This is a genomic window from Cytobacillus purgationiresistens, from assembly GCF_030813235.1.
Lineage (GTDB): Bacteria > Bacillota > Bacilli > Bacillales > Cytobacillaceae > Cytobacillus > Cytobacillus purgationiresistens.
The window spans coordinates 39,193-65,654 of the sequence record NZ_JAUSUB010000010.1 but is presented as its reverse complement, the minus strand read 5'-3'; the positions used below and the strand labels follow the sequence as shown (position 1 = coordinate 65,654).

Below are 26,462 nucleotides of genomic sequence, written 5' to 3'. Positions count from 1 at the left end.
TCTATATATCTTTACTTATAAAGCATTAATAATAAAGCCTTATAAACATTGCGCCACATATTCGCTTACGCTCATATATGTCGCCACGATTTATTAATATAAGTATTTGACGCAAAAGAAAGAGCGTTAGCGATAGAGAATAACAAAGCGATAACCATCGGTACGATTTCCGTACCAGCTATCGCCCGACTCCCATTAACGGGAATTAAGGAAGGAGGAACCTATTTGTTAGATTACTTACCGGAAGAGAAGGCGTACGTAGAAACATTGAAGGAGTACGGATTGCCCGAAGCACTTGCTAAGGATTGCTTGTTTAGCCGCAATGCCGACGAGAGGTCAATCGTTATTGAGTTCTTAGAGCGTTATGGAGCTTATATCAAGGCTTAAGCGTATCGTATTCGTCTTTATTTTCGTTGATATATCGTTGTAGGTAATTTATTGTAAACGAGAGGAGGACGCTAGTGGAGGCGGAATGGGTTGCGCTGATGTTGGAAGCTAAAGAACTCGGACTGAATGGATAGCGGAACAGGAGGGCGTCCAATAGGGCGTCTTTATTTGCGTTGAATAAACGAAGGGAGGATGAGAAATGGCGAAACAATTGAGCGAGAAGCAAATCGCTGCTATCGAGTATTTGAGCGTGCCTAAACGCGGAGGCTTAACATACGAGCAAATCGCAAAGGAAGTCGGAATCGCAAAGTCGACGCTGTTCGAATGGAAGAAGCAAGACGAATTTAACGACGCGCTTAAGAAGGAAGTTGTGCGCAAGACAACGGATCGTCTGCCGGAAATGTTCGATTCTATGCTCGATAATATTATTGAAACCGGAAACGCAGCGGCATTTAGAACGATATTGCAAATGCACGGAATGTTGACGGAGAAAGTAGAGGTCGATAATAAAAACGGAAGTCAAACGGATATTGATTCTATGAAAGCGCAAATTGAAGCGATGAGGCAGCGAAGGCAGTCCGATAAGTAAAATCGTAGGTTATATAAATAAGAAAGAATGCGGATAGATTGCGTAAATAGTTACGGACTAATTCGGACTTAGGGCGTTGATTTACTAGCCTCGCACTGCTGGCGCGTGACCCTCTCTTCGCTTTGATTCCGCAGATATTAATCGCTAACTTTATGCAGGATTCTATGCAAGGGGTTGCGGATATGGATGATTGCCAAACGTTGCTATATCGCGATTCTTATCGATGCATAAACGTATGTATGCGAATGATATGCCTGAGTATGCTACGAATGTTGATGCGACGCTGTTTGTTGCGAATGCCTAACGTAACAAAAGTAATAAACGATACATTTAATATTCGAAAGTATGTATATTATATTCAGAATAAACCCGAGGAAAATAGGGCCGGGGGTGGGTCAGACTAAAAACATCTGCCCTAGTGGTTTTTAAATACGCGAATCAAATTTTCACTTTGGCTTTATCGTAATAAAGCGTAATCAGAACGAAACTGACAACCGCCCTGTTGCCGGCTTTATTGTGTTTACGCAAAATAAAAAGCCGCCGAGGGTCTTAAACCTCGATAGCTTCGTATGCATCGTCAATTTCTTGCGATGTGATTCCGATATACTTAAGCGTCATTGCCGGCGTTGAATGGCCGAAGATTTCCATAATACGTGTCACGTCGATGCCTTTGTTATACAATTGCCAGCCGAACGCCTTCCGTAAGCTGTGCGTTCCAATATTCACGTCAATGCCAGCACGTTCGGCAGCATCGTTGAGTATGCGGTAAGCTTGGACGCGGCTGATTGGCTGATTGACGCCTTTGCGCGATTGAAACAAGTAATCGTCGTTATGACCGCCAAGCGCTTTAACCTCGGCAACCACCGTTTGGCTCAGTTTAATGCGGCGGGGCTTTCGTTGCTTACGTGTACCAGTCGTCTTTTTCTCAACGACGGTCAAATGCGTTTTATTACGTAAGTCGCCAATCTTCAACGTAAGCAAGTCGCTTATACGCAAACCGAAAGATACACCTATAACGAACAACAAACGATCTCGCCCGTGAAGGGCTTTTTTCATGCGCTCAATATCGCGTTTTGTTTTAATCGCATCCACCGCGTTACTCAATGTAATCACCTCATTGTTTTGTTACATTCATTATAAACGCTGTGAAAACGAAAGTCAACGTAAATAAACGAAAGGAGGGCGACAATTTGGCGTGGGTTAATAATCGATGGATTGCACGGAAAGAGCGTGCGGAATTAATAGATACTTACGAATCATTCCTGGCGGAGCTTGACGCTGATCATCCGGATGTTCTTGATATGCCGGAAGACATAGCGATTACTTATTTCGATAAATCGAGCGAACTAGAACGGCTTAACCGTATTAACCGTTGCGAAGGAAACTTACTCGAGTTTTCAATCGAATATTTCAGCGATGCGCGTAATCCTGATAACGACGGCAATTGGGAAGGCTTCGATATAACTCGCGTTGACGAAGCGCCCGACTTTCACCAAGAGATAGCGAGCATCATCAACGTAGTTTCAACTGATCATGTCAACGCGAAGATTGCTGCGGCAGCACCTCGTTCGCACGCAAAGTCGACTTACTTATCGAAAGCCTTTCCGGTCCATGAGCTTGTTTATCGCTTGCGTAAATACGTAATAATCATTTCAGAAACGCCGAAAGTATCGAAGGCAAACATGGAATGGATTCGTAATCAGCTTAAGTTTAATCGAAAGCTACGCGAGGATTTCGGTCCCTTGCTATCGCCGAAGGATCAGTCGAACATCCAGGATAACGGCGAAGGATTTATCGCATGGCATTATACTGACGGTGATTACCGCAAGCAAGTGGCGTTAGTTGAAGCGGCTTCGACTGGTCAAGCGCTGCGTGGACGTAACTGGAATGGCTCACGTCCGGATTTAATCGTCCTTGATGACTTAGAGGACGCACGACCAGGAGGGAACGCATCTACGCCCGAACAACGACAGTCATTGCGCGATTGGTTTTCGCAGACCGTCATTCCGTTAGGTGATCCGAAAGGCAAGCGGACAGCCTTCGTCTACATGGGGACTACCGTCCATTTTGACGCACTTTTAATGCAAGTTTTATACAATCGCTCGGACTTTCAATCGAAAGTATATCGCGCAATAATCGATCAACCGAGTCGGGCTGACCTTTGGGAACAGTGCCGGCTTATTTATATTGACCGAGAAAATCCGAATCGGCTTGCTGATGCGTTGGCGTTTTATGCGGATAACGAGGCGGAAATGCTGGCTGGTAGTCGCGTGCTATGGCCGGAAGTACAGCCGTTATGGAAGTTGATGACGTGGAAATGGGACAATGGCAGCAAAGCATTCAATACGGAGTACATGAATAATCCAATCGATGAAGAATCGATGATTTTTAATCCGGATACTTTTACTTATTGGAACGAAGGTGGAAAGCTATATAACTTCCTATCGGACGAATTTCTCATATCGATGGGACTCGACTTTGCTTTCGGAAGAGAGCGCGGAGATTATTCGGCACTACACGTTGTTGCAAGACATAAAGAGAACGGCACCATCTACGTTATAGATTCATTTGTGCAACGTTTACCAATAGATGATTATTTCGAAGTAATTGTCGATAAGGTTAAACTTTGGCAACCGGATGTTATCGCTGCTGATGCGAACGTTGCGCAGGAGTTCATCGCGGATCAGCTAACGAAAAGGTTAGATGCGGAAGGTTATCCGGCAACCACTCGATTAAAGAAAATAAAGAACCGGACGAAAAAGGAGCTGCGGATTGAAGCAATGAAACCGGACATTGAAAACGGCACGATTCGCTTTAATAAAAAGCATACGCTATTGCTTGAGCAGTTCGAACGATACGGTCAAGGCGCAAATGATGACGGTCCTGACTCGCTGCAAATGGCGGTATCGACAGTCGTTAAGTCGACGCGAAGAAAAGGCGGCAACGCCGGAAATTACAGATACTAAGGAGGTGGTCGAATGCAAGTTGACCGAAACTTAATGAATCCGATTGAGTTTATCATACCGATGCGTGAGGCATTAGGACAATCGGAGTGGCATCGTATTCTTGATGAAATGAGGCTGTACAGACGCTATGAAGGCGATTTAAACGTATGGTCTGATTACATTAAGCCGGACAAAATCGATTATGACCCGACTCTATTAACTATTAATTACCCGCGAAAAATGGTCGATACAATTGCGGCATGGCAATTCGAAAAAGAGCCGAAAGTGACGGTGCCTCCTGATGTACTCGATGATCCGGCTTTAATGCTCAAGCCTAACTATTCGCCGAGCAGCGAACAGGAAGCGGAAAACAGTCGAGCTAAAGCAAAAGAACGTTTGCTAACGTGGGTTTGGGAAGACAATCGGATGCATGAGAAATTATTGGCGGCTGCTAAAGACCGTGCGATTACAAGGAGCGGCGTATATGCCCGTTTACATTACGACAATCGACGCGGTGAAATAAAAATACTTTGGCACCCTTCAACGGAGGTTATCGCAGTATACAACGAATGGGATGTCGACCAGTTAGATGAAGTTCATTTTACGGCGTGGCTAGACGAAGAGCAGACGAAGCTTTGGAAGCTTTCTTATTATCTCGTATGGCGCGAAGATACTGGCGTATATGATTGCGAAATTGAAGAAGCAGTATACGACGGATTCGTAACTAAACAGACGGAACGTGTAGTGCGGCAGTCAATGGGGCTGGATTTCATACCCGTTGTCCATGTACCGACAGAGAAATTGAGCGGACAAACAGAAGGCTATAGCGAATTAGAAAAGACGATTGAGATTGCGGATGAGATTGACCGAAAGATGTCCGACTACTCCGACGCACTAAGGTTCGAAATGTTTGCTATTACGCTGCTATCAAACGTTGACGCAGACCCTAAAAATCCTTATCAAGTTGCGCCGGGCGGTCTTTGGGATTTGGGTGACGGCGACAAGGAACTAGGGGAACCGAAGGCAGCGAAGTTAGAAAGCGGATTTAAGTTTAAAGAAACAATCGAAGCATATCTTGACAGGCTGCAAAAACGACTTCACGAAAAAGTCGAGGTACCACTCGTAAACACTGCGGACATGAACACTGGCGGTATTAACGACATGGCGGTACAAATGATGTTCAGCGCAATCATATCGAAGACGCAGCGAAATTGGATTATTTGGCAGTCGCGACTACAAACGCTTAATGAGTACATTTTGCGCTATATGAAAGCGCGCCAAGATGATCCTCGTTTTAAATACGATAAGGAGTGGCTGTCCAAAGTTGACGGCTACTACAGCAGCAGGATTGTATTCGGACTACCTACGCCGCAAGACCAAAAAGCGTTAGTTGAACAATTATCCGAAGAAATTGCATCGGAAATGGAATCGATAAAGGGCGCAATCGCACGGAGTGGGAAAGACAATCCGGAGCAGAAGTTTATGGAAATCTTGCAAGAGCGTAATTTAAAACGCCAATCACAAGACCCGTATCAAGAACCAAGCGAATAATGAACGCACTGTCCGAACGTTAAGACGCTATAAACTAAACGGTTGTTCATATTCGCAACTTTATGAGCGACGGCTCTAAACCGGTTGGAGGTATACAATGTTTAAACGATTATTTTTACCGATAAATTTACAGTTGTTTTCCGCAGATTTAGGTGGCGAAGGTGGAGACGGACAATCAACGGCTGCGGAGCCGGAAAAGAAAACCGAGGAACAGTCCGAGAAAACTTTTACGCAAGCCGAACTCGATAAAATTCTCGCTGATAGAGTCGCCCGTGAAAAGAAGAAGCAATTAGAGACGGCCGACAAGTTAAAAAAGCTTGAGGAATACGAGCAGGCGGAAGAGGAACGTAAAAAGGCGGCAATGTCCGAAGCAGAACGTTTGAAGGCAGAGAAAGAAGAAGCGTCCAAGAAAGCCGAAGAAGCTGCGGAGCAAGCAAAGAAAGCTCAAGAATCTGCTAATCAACGGATCGTTAATACGGAAATCAAATCGATAGCACGATCGCTGAATGCGAATGATTTGAATGACGTGCTTACATTACTTGATAAGTCGTCCATTGAAATAGACGACGAAGGCAACGTAAAAGGCGTCGATGAAGCTGTTAATACGCTAAAAGAAGCGAAGCCTTGGATGTTTAAGCAGTCACTTGGCGCAGATGCAGTGGGCGGTTCAAATCCGGCGAAGAATCCTAGTGTAAATGAGATTTCCGCAAAAGAAAAAGAACTTGCGGATGCTCAAGAAAAAGCGCTTAAGGATAGCCGATTCATGGGAACAGTTACACGTATCTATAACGAGCTTATTGCATTAAGACAAAGGAAGTAATCCAGTCGCCAGCCGGCGGCTTTTTTTTATTACAAAACCAAACAAAAAGGGGATATGAAAAATGAACGTAGCAACTACTTATGATTTCCAACAACAAGTTCGCCAAATGCAAGCGAATGTAGATTTAATTTTAACTAAGGCTCCGGTTCTTTTCGGATTAATCGGCACAGGAGAAGCGTTAACGCAAACTAAGTTCGAATGGCAGAACGATTACCTAAATAGCGATACAGGCGATGTAAAATCGGCAGCAGCGGCTGACGCAACGGCTATCGTTTTGAAAGATGGAGAAGGGCGTAAGTTTACTGTTAATGCTCTTGTACAAAATGGTCTTGAAGTATTAAAGGTTACTGCGGTAAACGGTGATTCAATTACTGTTCAACGTGGTTATGACGCTACTGAGCCGGAAGCAATCACTGCGGATGCTGAATTGAAAGTTATTTCACGCCCGCGTCCAGAAGGTGAAGAAGCCTTCCGTCATAACGAGATTAATGATCGAATTGTATCTCATAACTATTCGCAAATCTTCTCTCGCTTTGCGAAAGTATCACGTTCTCAACAACAAGTAAACACTTACGGTGTGTCTAACGAATTGGATTACCAAGTTAACCTTCGTCTACAAGAAATGATTCGCGAAGTTAACACCACTTTAATCTATGGACGTAAGTACCCAGGTGCTGGCGAAAGTAACCCACGTACAACTGGCGGATTATTTGCATTCGCACAAGAACAGAGTTCTGCGAAGTTCGATATGGGTGGCGAAGAAATTGGCGCGAAAAAACTGAATGATGCTATCGAAGAAACATTCAAACGCGGCGGTCGCGTTGACACAATCGTGTGTGCTCCAAACGTAGCTCGTCAGATTACGAAGCTTGCTAGCGACACAATCCGTACAACTCGCGGAGAAGGTACTGTAGGACATCAAATCATGTCATTCATGAGTGATCTTCCTGGCGGTACAGTTTCCAGCGTTGTAGTTGACCAAAATATGCCGAAGGATCGCGCGCTATTACTAGATGTAAACAACATCAAAGCCCGTTACCTTCAATCTTTCTACGACCAGGATGCAACAAACCCGGGCGCTGACTACTTTGCTCGTGTTATCCGCGGTGAGCTTGGCTTCGAAATCAAGAACGCTAAAGAATCCGTTGCAGTATTATCTAATATCTCTAAAACTATTGCATAATTAACGGCGTCCATTCGGGCGCCCTTCTTAAGGAGGAACCGAAAATATGCCGATTAATGAAACGGAAAAAGAACGACTAAATTTGTCTATGCCCGTCGCTAATGACGTTAAGTTGGGCGATATCATAAAAGACTTACAAGAGAATACTGGCGACGGAAGCACTGCTGTAGCTTGGGGCGATGTTACCGGTAAACCGAGCACGTTTCCACCAAGTACGCATACCCATACGGCGTCTCAAATTAGTGACGCGTCCACAGTAGGTCGAGGCGTGCTTTCTGCACAAGACGCGGCAGCCGCAAGAACAGCAATCGGCGCAGGAACGTCTAGCTTAGCGATTGGTTCAACGGCAAGTACTGCAGCAGCCGGAAATCACGCACACAACGCAGGCCAAGTATCTACTACAGCAATTAGCGGTGTAACCGGCGCAAATGTGCAAGCTGTCCTGGAATCGTTAGCGGCTAAAATCGCGGTCTTAGAAGGAGGCAGTGCCTAATGAAAACAGCGAAATTTAAAGCTATTCCTAACTATGAATACAATCGCGATGGAGTGTATGCATTATTTAACGGAGAGGGCGTGCTTGTTACGAATGATGAAAAGGTAATCGAGGCGCTAGAAAAAGCAAAGCCGTTTGTTCAGTCAGAAGAAAAACCAGCACCGGAAAAACCGAAAGCAAAGCCAAAACAGAAATAACGGAGGTGACGCCAAATGACGGTATCGGTATCAGAACGATTGCAAACGCGGTTAAATAATGTTCCAGGCGTCACTCCGGCTGATATTGTCGATTGGGTCGCCGAAGCTGTTATTGAATCGGGATTTACGGAAGAGGAAAATGAGAATGCGGTATTTTATCTCGCACTTTCCGTCGGATATGAAACGATTACAGCAAATACAGCGCACTACTTTAAGTATACCGACGGCGAAGAAATGGTCGATAAGTCGAGCATCTACGCTAATTATATGCAACTAGCAAAAGAATCCCGAAAAAACTATCGAAAGTATAAGCGGGGAAACGGTGCTAGTCAATCGCATGTAGGAAGGGCAGACTGCCGATGAGCAAACAAGCGGAACTCGACGAACTACTTAGAAAGCTATCGCTAGATTACGGCAAATTAAACGATAAGCAAGTCACATTCGCCATAAAGGAAATCGGAAGAATACGGGGCGACATTAGCGACTTGCTTGCGGACTTTGCCACAGCAGATGGCACAATTAAACGTCAACGCTTGTCGAGACTACTACGCGAGCTGAACGATATCGAGGATCTAATGCGCAAGTACGGTACGTCTTCCATCGAAGGCATCGTATTGGAATCAGCCGGCTTTGCAACGGCGGGCATAAACGGAGCAGTCAAAACGGCGGTCGGTGCCGGTGCAATTGCAGGAGCTACACTCGAAAGGATCAATCGAAACGTATTCGACTATGTCATGAGACGCTACGGTGAAGATGGCTTAGTCTTGAGCGATCGTGTTTGGCGGCTAAGCGGAGATATGCGCGATGAACTATCGAAAGTATTGCGCGCTGATATTATCCGCGGAGAGTCCGTCAGCACAATGATTGCTAACATCCGACGAGTACACGAAAACGAGACGTGGAAGATTCGAAGATTGGTAGTGACCGAAGGCAATACGGCTTATCGAGTCGGGTCGGCACATAGCGCCAAACGAAGCGACGTAGTCCAGTGGGTCAAGATTACGGATAACGGACATCGCCACAAAGGGCACTCGACTCATCGATGCTATCAGTTAGCGCGCGAAGATAGATACGGGCAAGGCGCAGGCATCTACGATCCGATGGATAGCGAAATCTATTCGCCACATCCGGGATGTTCGAGCTATATAACTTATGTACTTGATGAGCGTTATTTGTAGAAAGGAGTGATTGCGATGAGCGCAGAAATAGTCGAAGTAATTCTAGGCGAAATACGAAGAACTAAGGATTATCGGTTAGTTTCGTATTTAAACGATAACGAAATCTACCTGTCATTTGAGAATGAAGGTATACGGTGGAAACGTGGTAAGTTTTCATGATAACGCCGGAAGACATCGCATTTATGAAACAGACGCGGAAAGAAATAGTTGCTGGACGTGTAATTGACGTCGTATTGACGTATGAACCGGAAGGTGAACGCGACCCGATTACCAACGAGCCAATTGGCGGCGGAGAGCATCTACTGCCGACTAAAGCCGTAGTCACCGAAGTATCTTCGATGGCACAATCGTCATTTGAACGGTTGCTTGACGCAGGAATACTCGTCGAAAAAGGCGACATTTGGGCATCGGTTGATATTGACGAAATCGCCGATGTATTCAATTCGCTGGTCCGCATTAAGTATGACGGGCAAGAATACGAAGTCATGGCGAAAGATAAAAAAGGCATTGGCGAGCGCAATCGTGCCGAATTTGTCGGGAGGTTGATATCGTGAGTAGACGGGTGTTTAACGTTAGTGTGTCTGGCCTTGGAGATACCTTGCGCATGTTAAATGACGCGGGAATTACTGAGGAAATCGGACGTGTAACCGAAACGTATGCGCGTAAAATTGCGAATGATTCAGCTAACAATGCGCCGGTTGACTCCGGAGCGCTTAAAGGCTCGCTATCATCTAGTCCGCAAAAAGAGGTAGAGACCGTTTGGACAGTCGGGTCAGACTTACCTTATGCTTTGCGCCAAGAATACGAACATGCTACGAAAAAGGGATTTGTTAGAAAAGCCGTTTGGGATAATCGCGACCCTTATCGTAGTAAAATCGCCGAAGTATTACGGAACATGGGGCGGTGATATTATGCAATTTAATTTAACGCATTCTTTACGTACGCATTTGGAAGCATCGACCGGAATAAAAACGGTATGGCTATATGACGGCGTAACGTTGCCGACCGTTAGACCGTTATTGATTGTTGAACAAATGCAGAATAATAACGCGCTAATTTCGAAGCAGCGGCGCGTTGAAACGACTTATCGATATCAAATCGGATTATACGCAGCGACTATACGAGAGCGGTCGTTATTGCAAGACGAAGTTAAAAAGGCATTACGAGAGAAGATCGAATTAATCAGCGCAACAACGCCGGGCGAAAAGCTCGGTTATTTTTATGCGCTCGTTACAGGTGAGACTCCGATTACACCGGATGACTCTAGCGATAAATCGAAATATCATCGCGTGTATTTCGACGTTGAAGTAAGCGCGACAAATTAAGGGGGACGAATAAATGGCGATCGAATATCGCGGAGAAGAAATATTATTTGCGGTTGAAATTGATGGGGTTGATGGCGCGACATTGGTACGTCCGTTAAACCAAACGGCAGGGTCATCTAATAAATCAGCAGACACTATCGATTTAAATACGAAGGACAAAAGCGGAAGTGATTATGGAAATATAACGCATGAAATTTCTATCGAAGGAATTATGACGGAAGGTGACCCATCACTGGAACATTTTGATTCTGCGATGGATGAAAAACGATTAGTAAAAATTCACGAAATAAATACCCGTACGCTTGAGGCGAAAGTGGGCGACTACATGATCTCATCTTTCGAATATAGCTTCGGAAATTCAGAATATGTTACTTATTCGCTGAGTGCTTCATTAAACGGTAAAAGAACGCTTGAAACGTTGACGCTAGTACCTGAAGGTGCGGAATAATCGACTTTCCTGGCGGGCTTCATGCTCGCCTTTTTACTTACGAAAATTATACCGAAAAGGGGTTTTATAAATGGCAATGTTCGAAGTTGGGCAAAAGGAATATGAATTGAAATTAGGTTTTAAATCAGTTAAACACTTGGAAGGTCTATACGAAGGCGGTTCGCTCGGATTTGTCGGCGTAGCAATGTCGGGATCATTGGAAGTATTCGCAGATGTTATTCATGCAGGACTTTTTCATACCGGTGAAAGCCTATCGAAAGAAACCGTTGAGCAGGCAATTGAAAAGGCATTTAACGACGGGAAAATCGATTTAGAATACATTCACAAAACGATTAACGAGGTTGTGCTGGAAAGTTTTTTCTTCGCGAAGGTAGTGAAGAACATGAAAGCCAAGAATCCGGAAGTGTTCGAACAACTGAACGAGATTTTGACTACGACAGAATAATAAAGGACGGTTGGCGTTTTCTCGGTCTTAAGCCTGCCGAAGTGCTGGCTTTTACGCCGAGGGAATACGTGCTGCTTATGGAAGCGCAACAAGAACGTCGTTATGACGAATATGAGCGCGACTCTCATATCGCAATTATGCAGGAGAAAGCGCATCGGTCAAAACAGCCGAAAGCAACCGACCTGTTCAAGCGTCCGGAAGAAGGCGTTACGGAAGAGTGGATTAAGCAGAAAGCTGAACAAGCCAAGCATGCCGAGGAATGGCTATCGCAATGGAAATTTTCGAAGAAAGGAGGAACCTAGATGATAAGTTCGCTAGTCGTTAGGATTGGCGCAGATATCACACGTTTAACAGCCGGATTAGCTACTGCTTCTCGACGAGTAGATGAGTTTGCACAGCGGAATAGGGATGCGTTCCAGGCTGTCGGAGCGGTCGGCGTTGCAGTGTCTGCGATGGGAGTCGCTGCGGCTGCCGGTATAGGTTACGCGGTTAAAGTTTCGTCAGATTTTGAGTCTGCTTTCGCTGGCGTAAAGAAAACAGTGGACGCAACGGATAAGGAGCTCGAAGGATTCCGTAAAGGTATTCTCGAAATGGCAAAAGAAATGCCGGCATCTGCCGAAGAGATCGCTACAGTTGCGGAAGCAGCCGGTCAGTTAGGTATTAAGAATGAAGCGATACTAAGCTTTACGAAAACGATGGTTAATATGGGCGTTGCGACGAACATGTCATCCGATGAAGCGGCGACAGCCTTGGCGCGATTGGCAAACATTACGCAGATGCCACAGGAAAAATTCGAAAATCTCGGATCATCAATCGTTGCTCTCGGTAATAACTTCGCGACGACTGAAACAGAAATCGTAAATATGTCCTTGCGTTTAGCCGGTCAAGGTAAACAAATCGGATTGACGGAAGCGCAGATAACGGCATTAGCAACAGCAATGTCCAGCGTTGGTATCGAAGCAGAGGCTGGGGGCACTGCAATGTCTACCGTAATGAAGAAAATCAGTAAAGCGGTTGACGGAGGCGGTAAGAGTCTAAAAGGCTTTGCGGAAATTTCCGGTATGAGTTCAACGGAATTTGAAAAAGCGTGGAAAGAAGATGCCATAGGCGCGTTGAATTTATTTATTGAAGGACTTGGCAAATCATCGAAAGAAGGCAAAAACTTAACGACGATGCTTGATGATTTGGGAATCAAGGGAATACGTGAGTCCGACACGTTGCTTCGTTTATCCGGCGCAACAGGTGTACTTGCTGACGCAATAGATATATCGACGCAAGCATGGAAAGAAAACAGCGCACTAACCAACGAGGCAAATGAGCGATATGAGACGTTCGAATCGAAATTACAAATACTGCAAAACAAGCTAAAGCATATTGTGCGGATTGTCGGCGATGAGTTTAAAGCGGTACTTGTCACGTTAATGACCGCACTCGATCCAGTCATTGACGGCGTTATTAAGATGGCGGAGAAGTTTTCGAAATTACATCCCGCAATTAAAACGGCAATTGTGTTAGTTCCTATGATTGCGACAGCTTTAGCGTTGGTTATAGGACCCTTACTTATTTTAGTAGGAATGATCCCTTTTATAACAGCGGGATTTGCTGCTATAAGTGCTGCGGCGCCAGCCGTGATAGGGGCTATAAGTGCTATCGCGTTGCCAATTACGTTGGTTATTGCTGCAATTGTCGGGTTAGTTTCTTCGTTCACATGGATGAATAAGAATGTTGAATGGTTCCGAAAATCAGTGGATTATTCCGTCGCCAAGATGAAAGAAGGATTTCTTGCGCTGGTTGAAGTTTTAAAGACCTTCGTTCAAGAGTTTAAAAAGGTATGGTCCAACGTAGGAGATTTCATGCGTGCTTTCCTTAACGGTGATTGGGCGCAAGCAAAAGAGCTTTTCATTAAAATATTCGTTGAAGCCTGGGAGTCGCTTAAGAAAGTTGCAAGTAAATTTGGTAGCGAAATTACTAAGGTTTGGGGCGACGAGTTCAATAAGATGGTAGAAGTTATCGGAAACCTAAAAACGAAGATACCGGAGAAACTCAACGGATGGAAAGAGGCTATTGTCGGGTGGTTTAAGTCTTTACCTTCAAAGGTTAAGTCGCAATTAAACTCGTGGTGGGCGGTGATTTCAGGGTGGTTCGTCGAGAAGAGAGATGCGATGACTGCACAGTTAACCGTTTGGGAGACAGCTATCATCGCATGGTTTAAATCCCTACCCGCAAAAATCACGTCAACGTTGTCTGAATGGGGAAAGGCGATTGAAGATTGGACAGAGCGACAGCATGAAGAAAATATCCGCCAATGGAACGTATGGCGAGACGCAATCAAAGAGTGGTTTGCGTCGATTCCTGATATGATGCGTGAAAAGTTAAGCGCATGGGGAGAAGCTATTACGACTTGGTTTAAGGAGATACCTGGTCGAATGAAAGCTGCGTTCGAGGCGTGGAAAACGAGCATTACCGATTGGTACGACAAAACGAAAGAGACGATCAGTACTAAACTTTCCGAATGGGGTAAGACGATATCTGAATGGTTTAAGACACGTCCCAAAGAAATTTATACGCAATTAGGCGAGTGGTGGACTAAGATGGCTGCCTGGTTTAGCGAAATACCTGCGCGAATCACCGCAAAGTTAAGCGAATGGTGGACGGCTATCAAAACGTGGTTCGCTGGTGTACCTAATAAGTCTGAAATCAAGGACATGGGTAAGAAAATGGTTGATAAGGTTGCGGAAGGTAACAAAGAGAAGAAGCCGGAGTTCATCGACAAGCTCGGAAAAATAATAATCGACGTTGCGGGCGCAGCACTTGCGGTTGCTGGCGTAGCTCTACTCGCAGCAGGACGTGAACTGGTTAAGCGCATCATCAAAGGAATTAAAGAAGTCGACTTAAAGCAAATTGGAGCGGATATGATTAGAGGCTTAATTAGCGGAATGGGTTCGATGTTAAAATCCGTTAAAGAGAAGGCGACTGAAATAGCGAATGCTGCCGCAGAAGCAACGAAGTCATTCCTTAGGATTAAGTCTCCTTCACGGTTGTTTAAGCAATTCGGCGTTCATACGGGCGAGGGCTTCATTATTGGTTTAGACTCGATGATTAGCGGAGTTGAACGCGCCAGTAACGATATGGCTAACGCTGCTGTACCTTCTCTATCCACGTCATATGGCACGCCAAGCATCGGAGGAATGGGCGTCATGTCTTCATTCGAAGGAAGCCTAGACGTAAGTAATTCCGGCATAGAAGGGGCGGTCGACATGATGAATCAAGCGTTGCAAATGATGAGCGGAATGCAAGTCGTAATGGATAGCGAAAGGGTAGGAACTCTTGTCGCGCCGTCAGTTGGTCGAAACTTAGCACGAGATAATTCGAGCACTAAAAGACGAAAGGGGCAGCGCTGATGAGCGAAGCAAGCGTATGGATAGATAACACCGAACTACAATCGCTAGGCGTAACAGTTAAGCTCGATTCTTCCGAGCCGATGCTGCCCGAGTTTCGTACGAATACGGTGACGGTGCCTGGACGACATGGCGCATATGACTTTGGCGCATATATGGACGTGAGACAGTTCGCATTAAATTGCGTATTGCCGCGGAAATCTTATACAGATCAAAAGGCGCAGATACGGCAATTCGTGCGGCTGTTCGTCGATGACTACGGACGTCCGAAAACGGTCAAGTTGCGCTTTGGTGACGAGCCGGACAAATATTATGACGTGAAAGTGAGCGGAGGCGTGCCGGTAGAACGACTGGCTAACCTCGGCTTTTTTACATTGCCGTTAGTGGCGCACGATCCGTTGGCGAAGTTTATCGTGCCGAGCAACGATATCATTATGGATAGTAATGTGCCCATACTTAGTGACGTTATTTGGGAGACCGGCTTAGGGTCGCGGAGAGTGACTGGGCCGACTTCATTTAAAGTTATAAATAATGGTACCGTCAGTATTCCGTTTTCTTTTAGACTTGAAGGTCGTGGCGAATTGATCTCAGTTTCAATTAACGGGCGAACCCTTTCGGTAAAAAACTTAAGCAATGAGGTCGTAGAAATCGACGGAGACACTTTCGTAATTAAATTTAACGGAAATACAGATATGACGAGGATGACTGGTTCTTTTCTCGAATTATCGCCAGGAGAAAATACCGTCAGTGTAAACGGCTATAGATTGGACGTTAGGATTGGCGAAAGATTGGTCTATAAGTACCTGTAAGGAGGGATGATTATGGCGGATGCGCCAAAGATTTTAGGGACGGATACCTTGCGTCAAGCTTATCCGAAAATAAATCAAGGAATAACCAATGCGAACATAGCACTGCAAGGGTTGACTGTTTCTAGTGAACACGCGAATCTCGCTTTAGAGACGGCGACGAGTGTGCAAGCGCAGTTTAATAAAGTCACAATCGAAGGGGATTCATCCGTAGAGGCTGCGCAGGCGAGGGTCGACGGAGAGAACAATGAGTTTTCGACGCTAAAAGAAAGATTGGACGCAAAAGACGCTCAAGCACAGACGAGTATTGACGACATAATTGTTAAACTAAACAATAGAACGGTTGGTAAAGTTTCGGTAACGGAGCTTGGTGCGACTGGAAATGGGGTTGACGATGATACTGCCGCAATACAGTCCGCATTGGATTTGGCGTTAGAAAAAGATTTCATTACTGTCGATATACCACAAGGCGTTTTTAAAACAACTAAAGAATTAATCCTTCGAGGAAACACTCATTTAAGATTGACGCCTGATACTATAATTGACCGAAGGCACCAAGGAAATATTATTCAAAATGGAGCAACTGGCGATCAGTATTACGGATACAACGGAAACGGAAATATCATCATCGAAGGCGGTATTTTTGAGAATAACGGTCACTTAGTACAGCAAGGTACCTGCATGGCGATAGCTCACGCAGAGAACGTCATTATAAAAGATGTCGTAATTAAAAACGTCAGCCTAGGACATGGGATCGAGGTAAATTCAAGTAAGAATGTGTTGATCAAGGATTCCCGATTCTCCGGATATGATCCTGGAACAACAAGAAAATATTCCGAGGCTATTCAGTTGGATATTGCGAAAAGTTTGGACGCACTACCTTGGTTCGGTGCTTACGACCATACCGCATGTAAAAACGTTTTTATTATCAATAACGTTATCGAGACATCAGATGAGCTTGGCGGATGGGGGCGAGGTATCGGGAGTCACAACGCTACAATAAACCGGTGGTTTGAAAATATTATCGTACAAGGAAATATCATAACGGATTGCTTGGAGTGGGGAATCAGAGGATACCATTGGAAATACGCATCTATTCAAGATAATCAAATTTATAAATGTGGCGGAGGAATATCTGTCAACCCACCACTGACGAGTAATGTAGAGGACACTAAAAACGAACAAGGAATCCAAACGAACGCTAGTCAAAACATCACGGATATTCAAATTAACAATAATATTATTAACCAAGGTGGAGGATATGGCTCAGCGATAAGTGTAAGCGGTGAGGCAACTGGTATTGTAGAGAATGTAATCTTAAGCGGTAATAGTATAAGAGATTACAGCGGCATCGGTATCTATTCGACTTATTGCAAATTTATTAATATTGCCAATAATAACATTTTTAAAACATCTGGCACAGGTATATCTATGTCCCAAGGTAACCACTTTAACGCCTGTGGAAATCATATAACCGAAGCCGGCGGAAACGGAATAACTAGTACAACCATCAACACGTCGAGCATTATAGGTAATGATATTTCGAGAGTTGGCTCGCACGGCATCATCGTTTCTACTGACAGCGACACCGTTAACGTTAATGATAATATCATTGTCGGCGTTGGAAGCGGGTACCAGCATATTCGCGTTCTTACAAATGTCGCAAGAATTATCGTCAACGGGAATAATTGCCGAAATATAACCGGGTCTCCTGCGCAATACGCGATATATTTCAGCTCAACTGTCACAAATGGAATAGTGATCGGTAATATGTGTGCAGGCATGCCGATTCAAATTGACAGTATGTCTTCAATAACGCTAGGGACTAACGTCTCATCATAAGGAGGTCGGACGCTACGATTAGAATCCTAAACAGGTCACGCCAGCCTATCGCAATACTCGAAAATGCATACGGAGTTTCATACTCGAAGCGTCTCAACGAAATTTGGGGCGCTTCTTTTATTTTACCGTTAGATGATAGGAAGAATGCCGAATGCCAGCCGTTCAACTATGTCGAAATAACTGACGATGCGACCGGCGAATATGTCGGACTATTTCGTATTGCGCCTGCGCAGACTACGAAATCGGAATCGACATACTCCGTTAAATACGAATGCGACCACGTTATCGCGACACTTATGGACGACGTTCTCTTCGAGTATCATCAGACGATAAACTGGACGACGATACAAAATATCGAATATATACTAGCGCGACAAACGACGAAGCATTGGCGATTAGGTCGATGCGACTTTACGCGTTATTTTCATTACAAATGGGAGGATGAAAACGGCTTGCTCGGACCATTGTTTTCTATCGCGCAGCCTTTCGACGAACAATACGAGTGGACGTGGGATACGATGTCATACCCATGGACGCTTAACTTAGTTCGCCCGGCAATGGACGTTAGTTGCGAAGTTCGCTTCGGCAAAAACCAGCGTGAGATTGAGCGGGAAATCGACCCGACTGGCGTTATTAATAGAATATATCCGAAAGGCTACGGCGAGGGCGTTAATCAGCTTACTATTCGCGAAATCAATAACGGGCGACCATATTTAGAGAACGAAGCATCTATCGCAAAATACGGGTTGATTCCCTACGTTTGGGTTGACCGCCGATTTGAAAACGTTGAATCGCTTAAGGCGAGCGCTCAGGCTTTGCTCGATGAACGCAGCGTGCCGAAAGTGTCCTATCGCATTAGTGCCGTAGACTTATCGGTATTAACAGGTATGGATGTGGATAAGTTGCGCTTAGGCCGTATTGTTCGCTTAGTCGATCCTGACCTTGGCGCGTTTGAAGCCCGTATAGTAGCGGAATCCAAGCCGGACATGGTAGGAAGCCCGGGAGACATTCAGCTAGAAATCGCGAATAAAACGGAGAACCTTGGCACAACACAAGCAGACCTAGAAAGACGCCAGGAGATTAACGAAGTCTATGCGCAAGGTGCGACGAATTTACTAGCTTATTCATATGACGATAATGCGGATTTTAGTAATCCGGCAATTATTCGTTTTAACTTACCGGAAGAGACAGTGAGAGTTAACGGTTTAACGCTATGGTTTGAAACTTCGGAATTTAGAACTTATGGGCAGGCAACGCAAGGCGGAGGCGCAACATCTACAACCACGTCTGGCGGGGGCGCTACAACTGCGACAAGCTCAAGCGGTGGGGGTGTGGCGAAATCTACCGCAAGCGGTGGTGGAAGTACTGCAACGAGTTCGTCCGGTGGAGGGACTACCATAACCAGCTCGATTTCTAATCCGACATTTTTTGCATATACATCCAACCCTGTCGGACTTAATCCGGCATATGCTGACCACATTCACGCGATTAACGTTACGGACCAAATGAACCATAATCATTCGTCGACTATCCCAAATCACCAGCACACAGTTATCATACCATCGCATACGCACAATTTCGATGTACCGAATCACTCGCATAGCGTTTCTATCCCAAACCATACGCACGATTTTACGATACCAAATCACATACATGAAATAGCGCACGGTATTTATAAACTTAACAGATTACCCTCGACGGTTACGATAAAGGTAGACGGTAAGGCCGTCTCTCATACATCCACAAGCGGAGATAATATCGATTTAGTGCCGTATTTATCAACGGATAGCGGTAACAAGATACAGCGAGGGTGGCATACGGTAGAGATAACCCCAAATGATTTGGGAAGGATTAATGCGCAGTTGAATTTACAGTTTTTCATTCAATCGAGAGGGGATTACTCACTATGATAAAACTAAAAATAGATACCTATAACAGTGGCAATTACGAGGTTGAGGTAGAGACATATAACGCTTCGGAAATTAATCAGCAATTAAATGATCGTGACATTAATACCGTCTTAGTGGGTGATTTAATATTTTCGCGAATAGAAGTTAAGCTAATTACGCCAATAACTGAGGCGTTAAAGCCTGAAATACCAGTCGAGGAAAATAACGAAGGAGAAAACGAAAAAATTAACGAAAGCACTGAATCTTTTTAAAGGTTGTTGCGTAAATATAACTAATGAGGTATTATTTTCATCAAAAAGGGGGATTTTCCTTGAAGTTATATTTTGCTAGTTTTATTGCGTTGTTCTTAATATTAACCGGTTGTAGTTCGGAAGAAAAATCCGAAACAAACACCGATTCAGATAAGGAAGTAGAAACTGCGGCTAAAGTTGAAGAAGAAGGACCAAGCGAGGACGAGGCACCTGTGGAACCAGCAGAAGAAGGTCCAACTGAGCGTACTGAGCCGATCGCTGACGGTAAATATCCGTGGGAAGTATACGAAGTGTTCGGCAGCGATGACGCTATTCAAGAACGTGCGCAAAATGGCGAAGTAGTATTCTTACTAAGCGACGCTGAGGCTTTGGAAAACGAATTGATTGAATTTGCTAACGGCAATTCTGAAAAGCCTAGCGAATGGTGGCATTCGGTTGTCCTGTACTACAACGGAACGCTAAAAGGTGAATATCCAGACAAAACGGACTACTTCGCTAAAATGGCGGAAATAGAAAATACATTACTAACAAAAGATACCGGGAACTTGTCAAATTTAATAAACGAAGCTGCACAATTAAGGGGCGCCAAATAAGGCGTCTTTTTTTTATTCCATCGAAAGGAGGGGCGGCACATTGTCGGAGCCAAGCGGGCACGAATTAAACGAAAAGATCGCCGACATACGCGAATGGCTGGTGCGAATTGATACGAAGATGGATAATCTCAACGACATCAAACGGCTTGCTGAACGCGCAGACGAAAAGGCAGATAAAGTCGATGACAAAGCCGAAGCAGCGCTGAACTTGGCGAGGGAGAATCGCGAGGACATACGGGATATGAAGGCGAACACGAAATGGGTTTGGGGAACGTTGCTAACGGTCATCGGACTGCTAGTAACGGTGGGAGTCGCGATTATAAAATAAAACGAAAAGGGAGCGGATTTATTTGGTTAAAGTATTTATCGATCCAGGACATGGCGGTACTGACCCGGGAGCGGTCGGCAATGGTTTACGCGAAAAGGATTTAACGCTGACGATTTCCAAGCGCATTGAGGCGATTCTCAAGACGGAATACAACAACGTCGAGGTTAAGTTAAGTCGCACCAATGACGCCACTTTGTCGCTGACTCAACGTACGAACGCAGCAAACGCTTGGGGCGCTAATTTCTTGCTCTCCGTCCATATCAACGCTGGCGGCGGAACGGGTTACGAGGACTTCATTTATACGACTGTCGGGGCGCCAACGACGACTTATCAAAACGTCATTCATGCCGAAATCATGGCGCAAATTGTAGAGGTTCGTGATCGCGGTAAGAAACGCGCTAACTACCACATGTTGCGCGAATCTAAAATGCCTGCGTTGTTAACGGAAAACTTGTTCATCGATACGGCAGCAGATGCGGCGAAATTAAAAGATGCGGCGTTTATCGAGAAAGTTGCTCGAGGGCATGCGGTAGGAATCGCGAAGGCATTTAATCTATCGAAGAAGCAAGCGGCAGTCAGCAAGCCTGCACCAGCCAATCCGTCAAGCACGCTTTACAAAGTACAAATCGGCGCATTCAGCAAGAAGGCAAACGCTGACGCACTCGTAAAGCAAGCGAAAGGTAAGAAATTCGATGCGTTTGCGGTGAAGGTTGGCGGGTTGTATAAGGTGCAGCTTGGCGCGTTTAGTAACGAATCTAACGCGAAGGCACTAGCGGAAAAGGCGAAGAAAGCAGGCTATACGCCTTATATTGCGAAGGAGGCAAAATAATGAATAATACTAAACCAATCAATGCCGGCACAGTCAGCCGGTTTATTTTACTGTTGCTGGCGCTAGTAAATACGGGACTGGAAATGGCGGGGATGAGCGTTATTCCTGTCGATGCTGACGGAGTGAGCGAGTTTATTTCGTTTGCATTCCTTGGTGGTACGGCGCTATGGAGTTACTGGAAAAATAACGACGTGACTAAGAAAACACGCGAAGAATAGGAGGAAATACGATGTCCTTGAAAATCGCCAAGAATCAAGGCTTAACTGACATCGTCTCGGCTGGCGACGGATCTAACGCAATTTCAACGCAGCATCCTATAGCTGGAAGTTCGCAAGAGGTTCGGTTGTGGTTATTTAACGATAACGCAGCCGAGCGATTTGAAAATATTTCGATTGATCCTACAGATACCGAAGGGTCTGACGAAAGTACGTGGATGCAGCTTGCGCCGGATAGCGGTGGAGTAGCCGGAATGTATTTAGCTGGCGGAGCCGCACTTTCGATAGCGAATATTGCAGATAACGGCGTGGGTAAACCGTTTTGGCTTAAAGTAACGACACCCGCAGTCGGAAACGTTCAGAATAAAAGCGATATTAAGCTGACGGTTAACTACCGTAAATTTGCGGTTTAACGGGCATGGCCTATTACCTTTCGCTGAATGGAACAAGCGACAGTCTGAAAGGTCCGTCTGTTCCTATCGATACGATCGAAATGATTTGCTTGATAGAAAGCGCACAGACTAGCGGAAACTATGTGATTGACGCAAGGGTCGGTCTTCCTAACGGTCATTTAAACAGTTCGGCGTTAGGCGCCGGCTGGTCCTCCTTTTTCATAAACGGCGTCAACAGTACGGTTTACTCGAGTATTTCCTACACAAATATACCGAAGGACCAAAAGGTAACGCTCAGATTCGGCGCTAACACTTTCACGGACGATGTTTACTTTCTTAGCTCGTATTTGCCGCATGCACGCTCGAAAGGTCGGCTATATAAAATAACGTACTACAACGCGGGCAAAATCGTAGCCCTATTCGACTTTAATACGAAGAGTGCGATTGATCAAAGCGGCAAGGGAAATCACGCAACGCTGGTCGGCGGGACTTGGTTGGACGATGGAACAGGCGGAGGCGAATTAGTCGGTGATGACGGTATGTTGACGGTTGATACGCGACAGATACTATTCGCCGATTCCTTTACGCAGGCTGAAACGAAGCAAAACTCATACCTTGATGGCGCTATTTCTGCAAGTACTTCGCAAATTAATTACGAGGACTCGACGTACGCCTTCGATACATTACAGCAACTCTACAACGAAGGTCAAATCGGATCGGTGCCATTCGATTCCCTTATTATAACTTATGCAAACGGGGCGACAACTTATGTGACTGTCCAAGCGATAGTGGATGACGCGGCATTGCCTTTTGATTTATCACAACGATTCTTTGTCATTGGTGAAAGAAAGTCGGATTTTAATGTGATGATTTATAAGGATGCCTTAACAGTAGTAGATACATTGCAGCGAATGATAGCGGAATGGTCTGAGTATCAGGAGACGATTAAACTGACGGTAGAAATATCGCAAAGACGGGTTGAAACGCTGGAAGTAGTTCGAAGGAAAACAATTGACATTAAATTATAGCGGAGGTGTTACGGATGGCGGAAATAAAAGCAGGCGACAGCGGAACCGTGCTCGAGTTGACAGTAGTTGACAACGGGCAATCAGTGTCGTTGGTTGATGCGATGGTCGACGTTGTTATTAAAGCGGGCACTCGACGAATAATTAAACGAGCGAACATTACGGATTTGACTAGAGGTATTTGCGAAGTAACACTTTCTGCTGACGATTTATCGAGCGACGGATTGTTCGTTGTGCAGGGAATTGTCAAGTATTCGAACGGTAATGAGTTCGCAAGTGACACGCGCAGATTTATCGTAGGAAAACGAATATAACAAAACGCCCTGACCCTCGTGGTTGGGGCGATTTTTTTGTACATACGAATGGTTTTATGTTGTATAATTAGCAAATAAAGGGAGGTTATACCGTGATAAATACATACGAATATAAAACGATAAAATTTGATAGAAAGGGCGTATTTAAATCGAAGTTCAACCCGGATGAAGAATTAAATAAGCTTGGCGCAGAAGGCTGGAAAGTTATAAGTTCTTTTACTGCCGGAGTCGGTGTTGGAAGCTCTGACGAAGTATTCTATACATTAATGCGTGAAAAATAATGGCCACGGCTTATGTCGCGGCTTTTTTACATTCCGAAATAATCATCCGTCACACTTTCGCCTAACTTCTTAAGCGCATACCTTACCCTACTTACCGTCGAATATTTCGGTTGATAATCCTCGTCATTACATAATCGCGAAACAGTCCTGCGGCTCAGGCCCGATAACTCTTCGATTTCTATCTGCGTTATTTCCTTTTTGTCCAACCATCGCCCAAACTTCGTCCGGCTTTTACCTAGTCCTAAAAATGAAAACATGCCGATCACTCCTGCGTTTTTGTACAAGTATCGACAAGCCAAAAGTTTTCTATACGCAAAAAAGTAACAACATAGACAGGCGTTCGCGCATAGGCTATTAACAGGGTTGCGGAAGTGTTAAGTAAGTGACGGCTAAACGCAATCATACAAGAAGAAACGCAATGAGGAAAAGAAAGAGAAAAGACGTTAAGAAAACGGAGGCGGAAGAAATGTTATTTACAACGACGATGTTATTGGCGGCAGGCTCGACGATATTGGTAGCGGCGGTAGACAAGACGGCCGAGACTTACGGATTTCACGCACTAGGCACAGTCATACGAATATTGCTACCACTCGCAGGACTTGCGGCAGGCGTATACTTCATCGAAACGAACGCGCTTATCGGGTGGCTCAAATGAGCTGGCGACATTTAATCACGAACCTTAACGCAAGGAAACGGTTGATCAGCGCATTTAAAAGCGGCAATATTTATCTCGGCACGCTCGAGCGGCCAATTTTTCCGAAAATAGTCTCCGTAAAAATCACCGACCATTCAACGCAATATACTTTCTCGCTTCCGAACGGCTTGAATCCCGACATACTTAAACGCAACTATTTCGCAATCTTACAACACTTCGGAGAACATATCCGACTAGAAGGCGAAGTCAAACGCTATACACTGACGATTTATTCGAAGTCATCAACCGGAGACTTGGCGTATGACATCGAAGATATTCGCGAACAGTTGACAAAACTCAAGCTCGGTATAATCTGCGGAAAGGATCGTACGGGCGCCTATGTAGCATTCGACTTATTAAAGCAACCGCACATCCTTATTGCTGGCGAAACAGGTAGCGGTAAGTCAACACAATTGAGGTCGATATTAACTACGCTGATACTGGCAAAAAAGCCAAGCGAATTAAAGCTATACCTAGGCGACTGCAAGAAGTCGGAGTTTCATATCTTCCGTAAAGTCGAGCATGTGCAATGCGTCTTGAGCAGCGGTAGAGATATCGCGGAGATGCTATGTCACATCAAACGCGAACTAGACGAACGCAGCGATTTGACGGAAACATTCGAAGTCAGTCATATCGATGAGTTGCCAGTGGAACATAGGCGTCCATATCTCGTGGTGTGTATCGATGAATTTGTCATGCTGCGCAAGGATGAGACTGTCATGGAGATATTGACGGAAGTTGTTGCGATAGGTAGGACGCTCGGAGTATTCGCAATCCTTTCGATGCAGCGACCGAATGCGAAGGTCCTAGACACGACTATTCGCGTAAACTTAACGGTGAGCATGGGCTTTAAGCTGCGAGACAAAACGGAGGCACGAATCGTCAATACGCCTGACGCGGAGAAGATAGAAGAACCTGGACGCTTTGTAATGAATAGCGACAAACTTTACGACTTGCAGGCGCCGTACCTCGAAATGGGGGACGCAAAGGAGTTACTAAATCCGTTCATGGTTTCGAAAGGTAAAACGAAACCAGTCACGCAGGACCAAGAAAAACTAACGGAAGAGGATGTGTTTTACGATGCCATTGACGCAGAGAGATAAGGAGATAATCGCAGACTTGAATCGATTCCGAGTAATGGATCGCGACAGTATTGCGGAAATACATTTCGCAGATAACAAGCGTCCGAATTACTCGGCTAACAACGTGTTGCTTCGTTTATGGCGCGACGGTCATATACAGCGGTCGAAAGCGTTCGTGCCGTTTCTATATTTCGGTGCAGAGACGCAGATTAAAAAGAACAGCGCAAAGATCGGCCACTTCCTCGCGATACTTGACGTGTATAAGGAGCTGCGAATGCTTGGTGCGACAAGGACGTTCTTAGTCGAGCCGAAGTACGGACGGAAAGGTACCGTTGAGCCGGACGTATATTGTCAGTATCGCAAGACTGGCTTTTTCGTGGAGGTACAGCGTACGCTTTATAGTGACCGGCAAATGGCGGAAAAGCTAGGTCGATACGTTGACTTCTATCGCGCAGGTATTATGCCGAAACCATTTCCGCATGTCCTTATATTAAGCGAGCGTCCATATGCGATAAATGCCGCCGACTATCCGTTTCGCATATTCCAAGCGCAGTCATTTACAGCGTTTGTCCAGTCGCTCAAAAAAGAAAAACCACCCGAAGCAAAGCCGATAACAATGACCGACGGCATTCGAATGGTTTTAAAGTGAGCGTAACTCTAATAATTGATTAGTGTCCGTAACATCTAACGCTTTAGCAATACGTGCGATATGTTCGCGATTAATAGTCGTGCGCTGATTGTTGCATATTTCGCTTATCACATTTGGACGTAAGCCGGTCATTTCTGCGAGCGCTGCCCGTGTGATATTGCGTTCTTCGAGTATCTCCGAGACTTTAACGTAAAGCATTCAGCGTCACTCCTTGTCCGTGATTATTTGATTTAATTATAACGTTATATCGATATTTTGTAAATAGGGATTGACATATCGACATAGCGATATA

At 45.1% G+C, this 26,462-nt stretch carries 35 protein-coding genes; 33 read left to right on the top strand and 2 right to left on the bottom strand.

The annotated features are described in order from the left end of the window. Positions 1–225: 225 nt before the first annotated feature. Positions 226–387, top strand: coding sequence for a hypothetical protein (locus J2S17_RS12785; RefSeq protein ID WP_307475405.1), 162 nt, complete (start codon positions 226–228; stop codon positions 385–387). 199 nt (positions 388–586) lie between these two features. Further along, complete coding sequence (locus J2S17_RS12780; protein ID WP_307475403.1) at positions 587–976, top strand: phBC6A51 family helix-turn-helix protein; 390 nt, start codon at positions 587–589, stop codon at positions 974–976. Positions 977–1,525: 549 nt separating this feature from the next. Here J2S17_RS12780 and J2S17_RS12775 read toward each other — a convergent pair. Continuing rightward, entirely contained in the window at positions 1,526–2,089 is a 564-nt protein-coding gene (locus J2S17_RS12775; protein WP_370875011.1) for a tyrosine-type recombinase/integrase, read from the bottom strand. Between the two features lie 77 nt (positions 2,090–2,166). Between J2S17_RS12775 and terL the strand changes: the two genes are divergently transcribed. The 31 genes from terL to J2S17_RS12615 all read left to right on the top strand — a co-directional run bounded on the left by terL (position 2,167) and on the right by J2S17_RS12615 (position 26,170). Continuing rightward, positions 2,167–3,942, top strand: coding sequence for a phage terminase large subunit (terL, locus tag J2S17_RS12770; RefSeq protein WP_307475399.1), 1,776 nt, complete (start codon positions 2,167–2,169; stop codon positions 3,940–3,942). A gap of 12 nt (positions 3,943–3,954) precedes the next feature. Continuing rightward, entirely contained in the window at positions 3,955–5,472 is a 1,518-nt protein-coding gene (locus tag J2S17_RS12765) for a phage portal protein (RefSeq protein ID WP_307475397.1), read from the top strand. Between the two features lie 97 nt (positions 5,473–5,569). Continuing rightward, entirely contained in the window at positions 5,570–6,292 is a 723-nt protein-coding gene (locus J2S17_RS12760; protein ID WP_307475395.1) for a phage scaffolding protein, read from the top strand. Between the two features lie 61 nt (positions 6,293–6,353). Then, positions 6,354–7,475 (top strand): SU10 major capsid protein, encoded by a 1,122-nt coding sequence (locus tag J2S17_RS12755; RefSeq protein ID WP_307475393.1) that lies wholly within the window; start codon positions 6,354–6,356, stop codon positions 7,473–7,475. A gap of 88 nt (positions 7,476–7,563) precedes the next feature. Continuing rightward, complete coding sequence (locus J2S17_RS12750) at positions 7,564–7,968, top strand: hypothetical protein (RefSeq protein ID WP_307475595.1); 405 nt, start codon at positions 7,564–7,566, stop codon at positions 7,966–7,968. After that, positions 7,968–8,165 carry a hypothetical protein gene (locus tag J2S17_RS12745; protein ID WP_307475391.1) on the top strand — a complete coding sequence of 66 codons (198 nt, stop codon included), beginning with the start codon at positions 7,968–7,970 and terminating at the stop codon, positions 8,163–8,165. Before J2S17_RS12750 ends, J2S17_RS12745 begins: the two co-directional genes overlap by 1 nt. A 15-nt stretch (positions 8,166–8,180) precedes the next feature. Beyond that, a complete protein-coding gene (locus J2S17_RS12740; protein WP_307475389.1) occupies positions 8,181–8,528 on the top strand; it encodes a hypothetical protein in 348 nt (115 codons plus the stop codon). Then, positions 8,525–9,343 (top strand): structural protein, encoded by an 819-nt coding sequence (locus J2S17_RS12735; RefSeq protein ID WP_307475387.1) that lies wholly within the window; start codon positions 8,525–8,527, stop codon positions 9,341–9,343. The genes J2S17_RS12740 and J2S17_RS12735 overlap by 4 nt, the downstream gene beginning before the upstream one ends. Before the next feature lie 15 nt (positions 9,344–9,358). Further along, positions 9,359–9,502 (top strand): hypothetical protein, encoded by a 144-nt coding sequence (locus J2S17_RS12730; protein WP_307475385.1) that lies wholly within the window; start codon positions 9,359–9,361, stop codon positions 9,500–9,502. Further along, on the top strand, positions 9,499–9,897 hold the full coding sequence (locus J2S17_RS12725) for a hypothetical protein (protein WP_307475383.1): 399 nt from the start codon (positions 9,499–9,501) through the stop codon (positions 9,895–9,897). The genes J2S17_RS12730 and J2S17_RS12725 overlap by 4 nt, the downstream gene beginning before the upstream one ends. Then, positions 9,894–10,250 (top strand): hypothetical protein, encoded by a 357-nt coding sequence (locus J2S17_RS12720; RefSeq protein ID WP_307475381.1) that lies wholly within the window; start codon positions 9,894–9,896, stop codon positions 10,248–10,250. The genes J2S17_RS12725 and J2S17_RS12720 overlap by 4 nt, the downstream gene beginning before the upstream one ends. Positions 10,251–10,290: 40 nt before the next feature. Beyond that, entirely contained in the window at positions 10,291–10,668 is a 378-nt protein-coding gene (locus J2S17_RS12715) for a hypothetical protein (RefSeq protein WP_307475379.1), read from the top strand. Positions 10,669–10,681: 13 nt separating this feature from the next. Beyond that, complete coding sequence (locus J2S17_RS12710; protein ID WP_307475378.1) at positions 10,682–11,116, top strand: phage major tail protein, TP901-1 family; 435 nt, start codon at positions 10,682–10,684, stop codon at positions 11,114–11,116. Between the two features lie 70 nt (positions 11,117–11,186). Beyond that, complete coding sequence (locus J2S17_RS12705; protein WP_307475376.1) at positions 11,187–11,561, top strand: tail assembly chaperone; 375 nt, start codon at positions 11,187–11,189, stop codon at positions 11,559–11,561. Positions 11,562–11,638: 77 nt separating this feature from the next. Continuing rightward, the gene (locus J2S17_RS12700; protein ID WP_307475374.1) at positions 11,639–11,863 is read left to right on the top strand and encodes a hypothetical protein; all 225 of its coding nucleotides are present in this window, start codon (positions 11,639–11,641) and stop codon (positions 11,861–11,863) included. Continuing rightward, on the top strand, positions 11,864–14,962 hold the full coding sequence (locus J2S17_RS12695) for a phage tail tape measure protein (RefSeq protein WP_307475372.1): 3,099 nt from the start codon (positions 11,864–11,866) through the stop codon (positions 14,960–14,962). Continuing rightward, entirely contained in the window at positions 14,962–15,768 is an 807-nt protein-coding gene (locus J2S17_RS12690; RefSeq protein WP_307475370.1) for a phage tail domain-containing protein, read from the top strand. The genes J2S17_RS12695 and J2S17_RS12690 overlap by 1 nt, the downstream gene beginning before the upstream one ends. 12 nt (positions 15,769–15,780) lie before the next feature. Continuing rightward, complete coding sequence (locus J2S17_RS12685; RefSeq protein ID WP_307475368.1) at positions 15,781–17,607, top strand: right-handed parallel beta-helix repeat-containing protein; 1,827 nt, start codon at positions 15,781–15,783, stop codon at positions 17,605–17,607. Then, positions 17,601–19,517, top strand: coding sequence for a phage tail spike protein (locus J2S17_RS12680; RefSeq protein WP_307475593.1), 1,917 nt, complete (start codon positions 17,601–17,603; stop codon positions 19,515–19,517). The genes J2S17_RS12685 and J2S17_RS12680 overlap by 7 nt, the downstream gene beginning before the upstream one ends. Continuing rightward, complete coding sequence (locus J2S17_RS12675; protein ID WP_307475367.1) at positions 19,514–19,768, top strand: hypothetical protein; 255 nt, start codon at positions 19,514–19,516, stop codon at positions 19,766–19,768. The genes J2S17_RS12680 and J2S17_RS12675 overlap by 4 nt, the downstream gene beginning before the upstream one ends. 59 nt (positions 19,769–19,827) lie before the next feature. After that, complete coding sequence (locus tag J2S17_RS12670; RefSeq protein ID WP_307475365.1) at positions 19,828–20,361, top strand: hypothetical protein; 534 nt, start codon at positions 19,828–19,830, stop codon at positions 20,359–20,361. A gap of 40 nt (positions 20,362–20,401) precedes the next feature. Beyond that, the gene (locus tag J2S17_RS12665) at positions 20,402–20,689 is read left to right on the top strand and encodes a hemolysin XhlA family protein (protein WP_307475363.1); all 288 of its coding nucleotides are present in this window, start codon (positions 20,402–20,404) and stop codon (positions 20,687–20,689) included. Between the two features lie 22 nt (positions 20,690–20,711). Then, positions 20,712–21,518 carry an N-acetylmuramoyl-L-alanine amidase gene (locus tag J2S17_RS12660; RefSeq protein ID WP_307475361.1) on the top strand — a complete coding sequence of 269 codons (807 nt, stop codon included), beginning with the start codon at positions 20,712–20,714 and terminating at the stop codon, positions 21,516–21,518. Continuing rightward, positions 21,518–21,736 carry a phage holin gene (locus J2S17_RS12655; RefSeq protein ID WP_307475360.1) on the top strand — a complete coding sequence of 73 codons (219 nt, stop codon included), beginning with the start codon at positions 21,518–21,520 and terminating at the stop codon, positions 21,734–21,736. The genes J2S17_RS12660 and J2S17_RS12655 overlap by 1 nt, the downstream gene beginning before the upstream one ends. A gap of 11 nt (positions 21,737–21,747) precedes the next feature. Further along, on the top strand, positions 21,748–22,146 hold the full coding sequence (locus tag J2S17_RS12650; protein WP_307475358.1) for a hypothetical protein: 399 nt from the start codon (positions 21,748–21,750) through the stop codon (positions 22,144–22,146). 80 nt (positions 22,147–22,226) lie between these two features. Next, positions 22,227–23,153, top strand: a complete 927-nt coding sequence (locus tag J2S17_RS12645) for a hypothetical protein (RefSeq protein ID WP_307475356.1) — start codon at positions 22,227–22,229, stop codon at positions 23,151–23,153. Between the two features lie 14 nt (positions 23,154–23,167). Next, positions 23,168–23,464: a BppU family phage baseplate upper protein gene (locus tag J2S17_RS12640; protein WP_307475355.1), complete on the top strand. Its 297-nt coding sequence runs from the start codon at positions 23,168–23,170 to the stop codon at positions 23,462–23,464. 92 nt (positions 23,465–23,556) lie between these two features. Continuing rightward, positions 23,557–23,745, top strand: coding sequence for a DUF4177 domain-containing protein (locus tag J2S17_RS12635; RefSeq protein WP_307475353.1), 189 nt, complete (start codon positions 23,557–23,559; stop codon positions 23,743–23,745). A 382-nt stretch (positions 23,746–24,127) separates the two neighbouring features. Next, complete coding sequence (locus J2S17_RS12625) at positions 24,128–24,400, top strand: hypothetical protein (RefSeq protein ID WP_307475349.1); 273 nt, start codon at positions 24,128–24,130, stop codon at positions 24,398–24,400. After that, entirely contained in the window at positions 24,397–25,542 is a 1,146-nt protein-coding gene (locus tag J2S17_RS12620; RefSeq protein WP_307475347.1) for an FtsK/SpoIIIE domain-containing protein, read from the top strand. The genes J2S17_RS12625 and J2S17_RS12620 overlap by 4 nt, the downstream gene beginning before the upstream one ends. Beyond that, positions 25,520–26,170: a replication-relaxation family protein gene (locus J2S17_RS12615; RefSeq protein ID WP_307475345.1), complete on the top strand. Its 651-nt coding sequence runs from the start codon at positions 25,520–25,522 to the stop codon at positions 26,168–26,170. The genes J2S17_RS12620 and J2S17_RS12615 overlap by 23 nt, the downstream gene beginning before the upstream one ends. On the opposite strand, the gene J2S17_RS12610 is transcribed toward J2S17_RS12615, so the two are convergent. Next, positions 26,162–26,368 carry a helix-turn-helix domain-containing protein gene (locus tag J2S17_RS12610; RefSeq protein ID WP_307475343.1) on the bottom strand — a complete coding sequence of 69 codons (207 nt, stop codon included), beginning with the start codon at positions 26,366–26,368 and terminating at the stop codon, positions 26,162–26,164. The genes J2S17_RS12615 and J2S17_RS12610 overlap by 9 nt on opposite strands. Between the last annotated feature and the right edge of the window lie 94 nt (positions 26,369–26,462).

What these genes read in the sequence shown, in the direction of transcription:
- J2S17_RS12780 (WP_307475403.1), top strand. Translation starts at nt 587, where the DNA reads ATGGCGAAACAATTGAGCGAGAAGCAAATCGCTGCTATCGAGTATTTG.
- J2S17_RS12765 (WP_307475397.1), top strand. Translation starts at nt 3,955, where the DNA reads ATGCAAGTTGACCGAAACTTAATGAATCCGATTGAGTTTATCATACCG.
- J2S17_RS12760 (WP_307475395.1), top strand. Translation starts at nt 5,570, where the DNA reads ATGTTTAAACGATTATTTTTACCGATAAATTTACAGTTGTTTTCCGCA.
- J2S17_RS12755 (WP_307475393.1), top strand. Translation starts at nt 6,354, where the DNA reads ATGAACGTAGCAACTACTTATGATTTCCAACAACAAGTTCGCCAAATG.
- J2S17_RS12750 (WP_307475595.1), top strand. Translation starts at nt 7,564, where the DNA reads ATGCCCGTCGCTAATGACGTTAAGTTGGGCGATATCATAAAAGACTTA.
- J2S17_RS12745 (WP_307475391.1), top strand. Translation starts at nt 7,968, where the DNA reads ATGAAAACAGCGAAATTTAAAGCTATTCCTAACTATGAATACAATCGC.
- J2S17_RS12740 (WP_307475389.1), top strand. Translation starts at nt 8,181, where the DNA reads ATGACGGTATCGGTATCAGAACGATTGCAAACGCGGTTAAATAATGTT.
- J2S17_RS12735 (WP_307475387.1), top strand. Translation starts at nt 8,525, where the DNA reads ATGAGCAAACAAGCGGAACTCGACGAACTACTTAGAAAGCTATCGCTA.
- J2S17_RS12730 (WP_307475385.1), top strand. Translation starts at nt 9,359, where the DNA reads ATGAGCGCAGAAATAGTCGAAGTAATTCTAGGCGAAATACGAAGAACT.
- J2S17_RS12725 (WP_307475383.1), top strand. Translation starts at nt 9,499, where the DNA reads ATGATAACGCCGGAAGACATCGCATTTATGAAACAGACGCGGAAAGAA.
- J2S17_RS12710 (WP_307475378.1), top strand. Translation starts at nt 10,682, where the DNA reads ATGGCGATCGAATATCGCGGAGAAGAAATATTATTTGCGGTTGAAATT.
- J2S17_RS12705 (WP_307475376.1), top strand. Translation starts at nt 11,187, where the DNA reads ATGGCAATGTTCGAAGTTGGGCAAAAGGAATATGAATTGAAATTAGGT.
- J2S17_RS12700 (WP_307475374.1), top strand. Translation starts at nt 11,639, where the DNA reads ATGGAAGCGCAACAAGAACGTCGTTATGACGAATATGAGCGCGACTCT.
- J2S17_RS12695 (WP_307475372.1), top strand. Translation starts at nt 11,864, where the DNA reads ATGATAAGTTCGCTAGTCGTTAGGATTGGCGCAGATATCACACGTTTA.
- J2S17_RS12690 (WP_307475370.1), top strand. Translation starts at nt 14,962, where the DNA reads ATGAGCGAAGCAAGCGTATGGATAGATAACACCGAACTACAATCGCTA.
- J2S17_RS12685 (WP_307475368.1), top strand. Translation starts at nt 15,781, where the DNA reads ATGGCGGATGCGCCAAAGATTTTAGGGACGGATACCTTGCGTCAAGCT.
- J2S17_RS12675 (WP_307475367.1), top strand. Translation starts at nt 19,514, where the DNA reads ATGATAAAACTAAAAATAGATACCTATAACAGTGGCAATTACGAGGTT.
- J2S17_RS12655 (WP_307475360.1), top strand. Translation starts at nt 21,518, where the DNA reads ATGAATAATACTAAACCAATCAATGCCGGCACAGTCAGCCGGTTTATT.
- J2S17_RS12650 (WP_307475358.1), top strand. Translation starts at nt 21,748, where the DNA reads ATGTCCTTGAAAATCGCCAAGAATCAAGGCTTAACTGACATCGTCTCG.
- J2S17_RS12645 (WP_307475356.1), top strand. Translation starts at nt 22,227, where the DNA reads ATGATTTGCTTGATAGAAAGCGCACAGACTAGCGGAAACTATGTGATT.
- J2S17_RS12640 (WP_307475355.1), top strand. Translation starts at nt 23,168, where the DNA reads ATGGCGGAAATAAAAGCAGGCGACAGCGGAACCGTGCTCGAGTTGACA.
- J2S17_RS12620 (WP_307475347.1), top strand. Translation starts at nt 24,397, where the DNA reads ATGAGCTGGCGACATTTAATCACGAACCTTAACGCAAGGAAACGGTTG.
- J2S17_RS12615 (WP_307475345.1), top strand. Translation starts at nt 25,520, where the DNA reads ATGCCATTGACGCAGAGAGATAAGGAGATAATCGCAGACTTGAATCGA.
- J2S17_RS12610 (WP_307475343.1), bottom strand. Translation starts at nt 26,368, where the DNA reads ATGCTTTACGTTAAAGTCTCGGAGATACTCGAAGAACGCAATATCACA.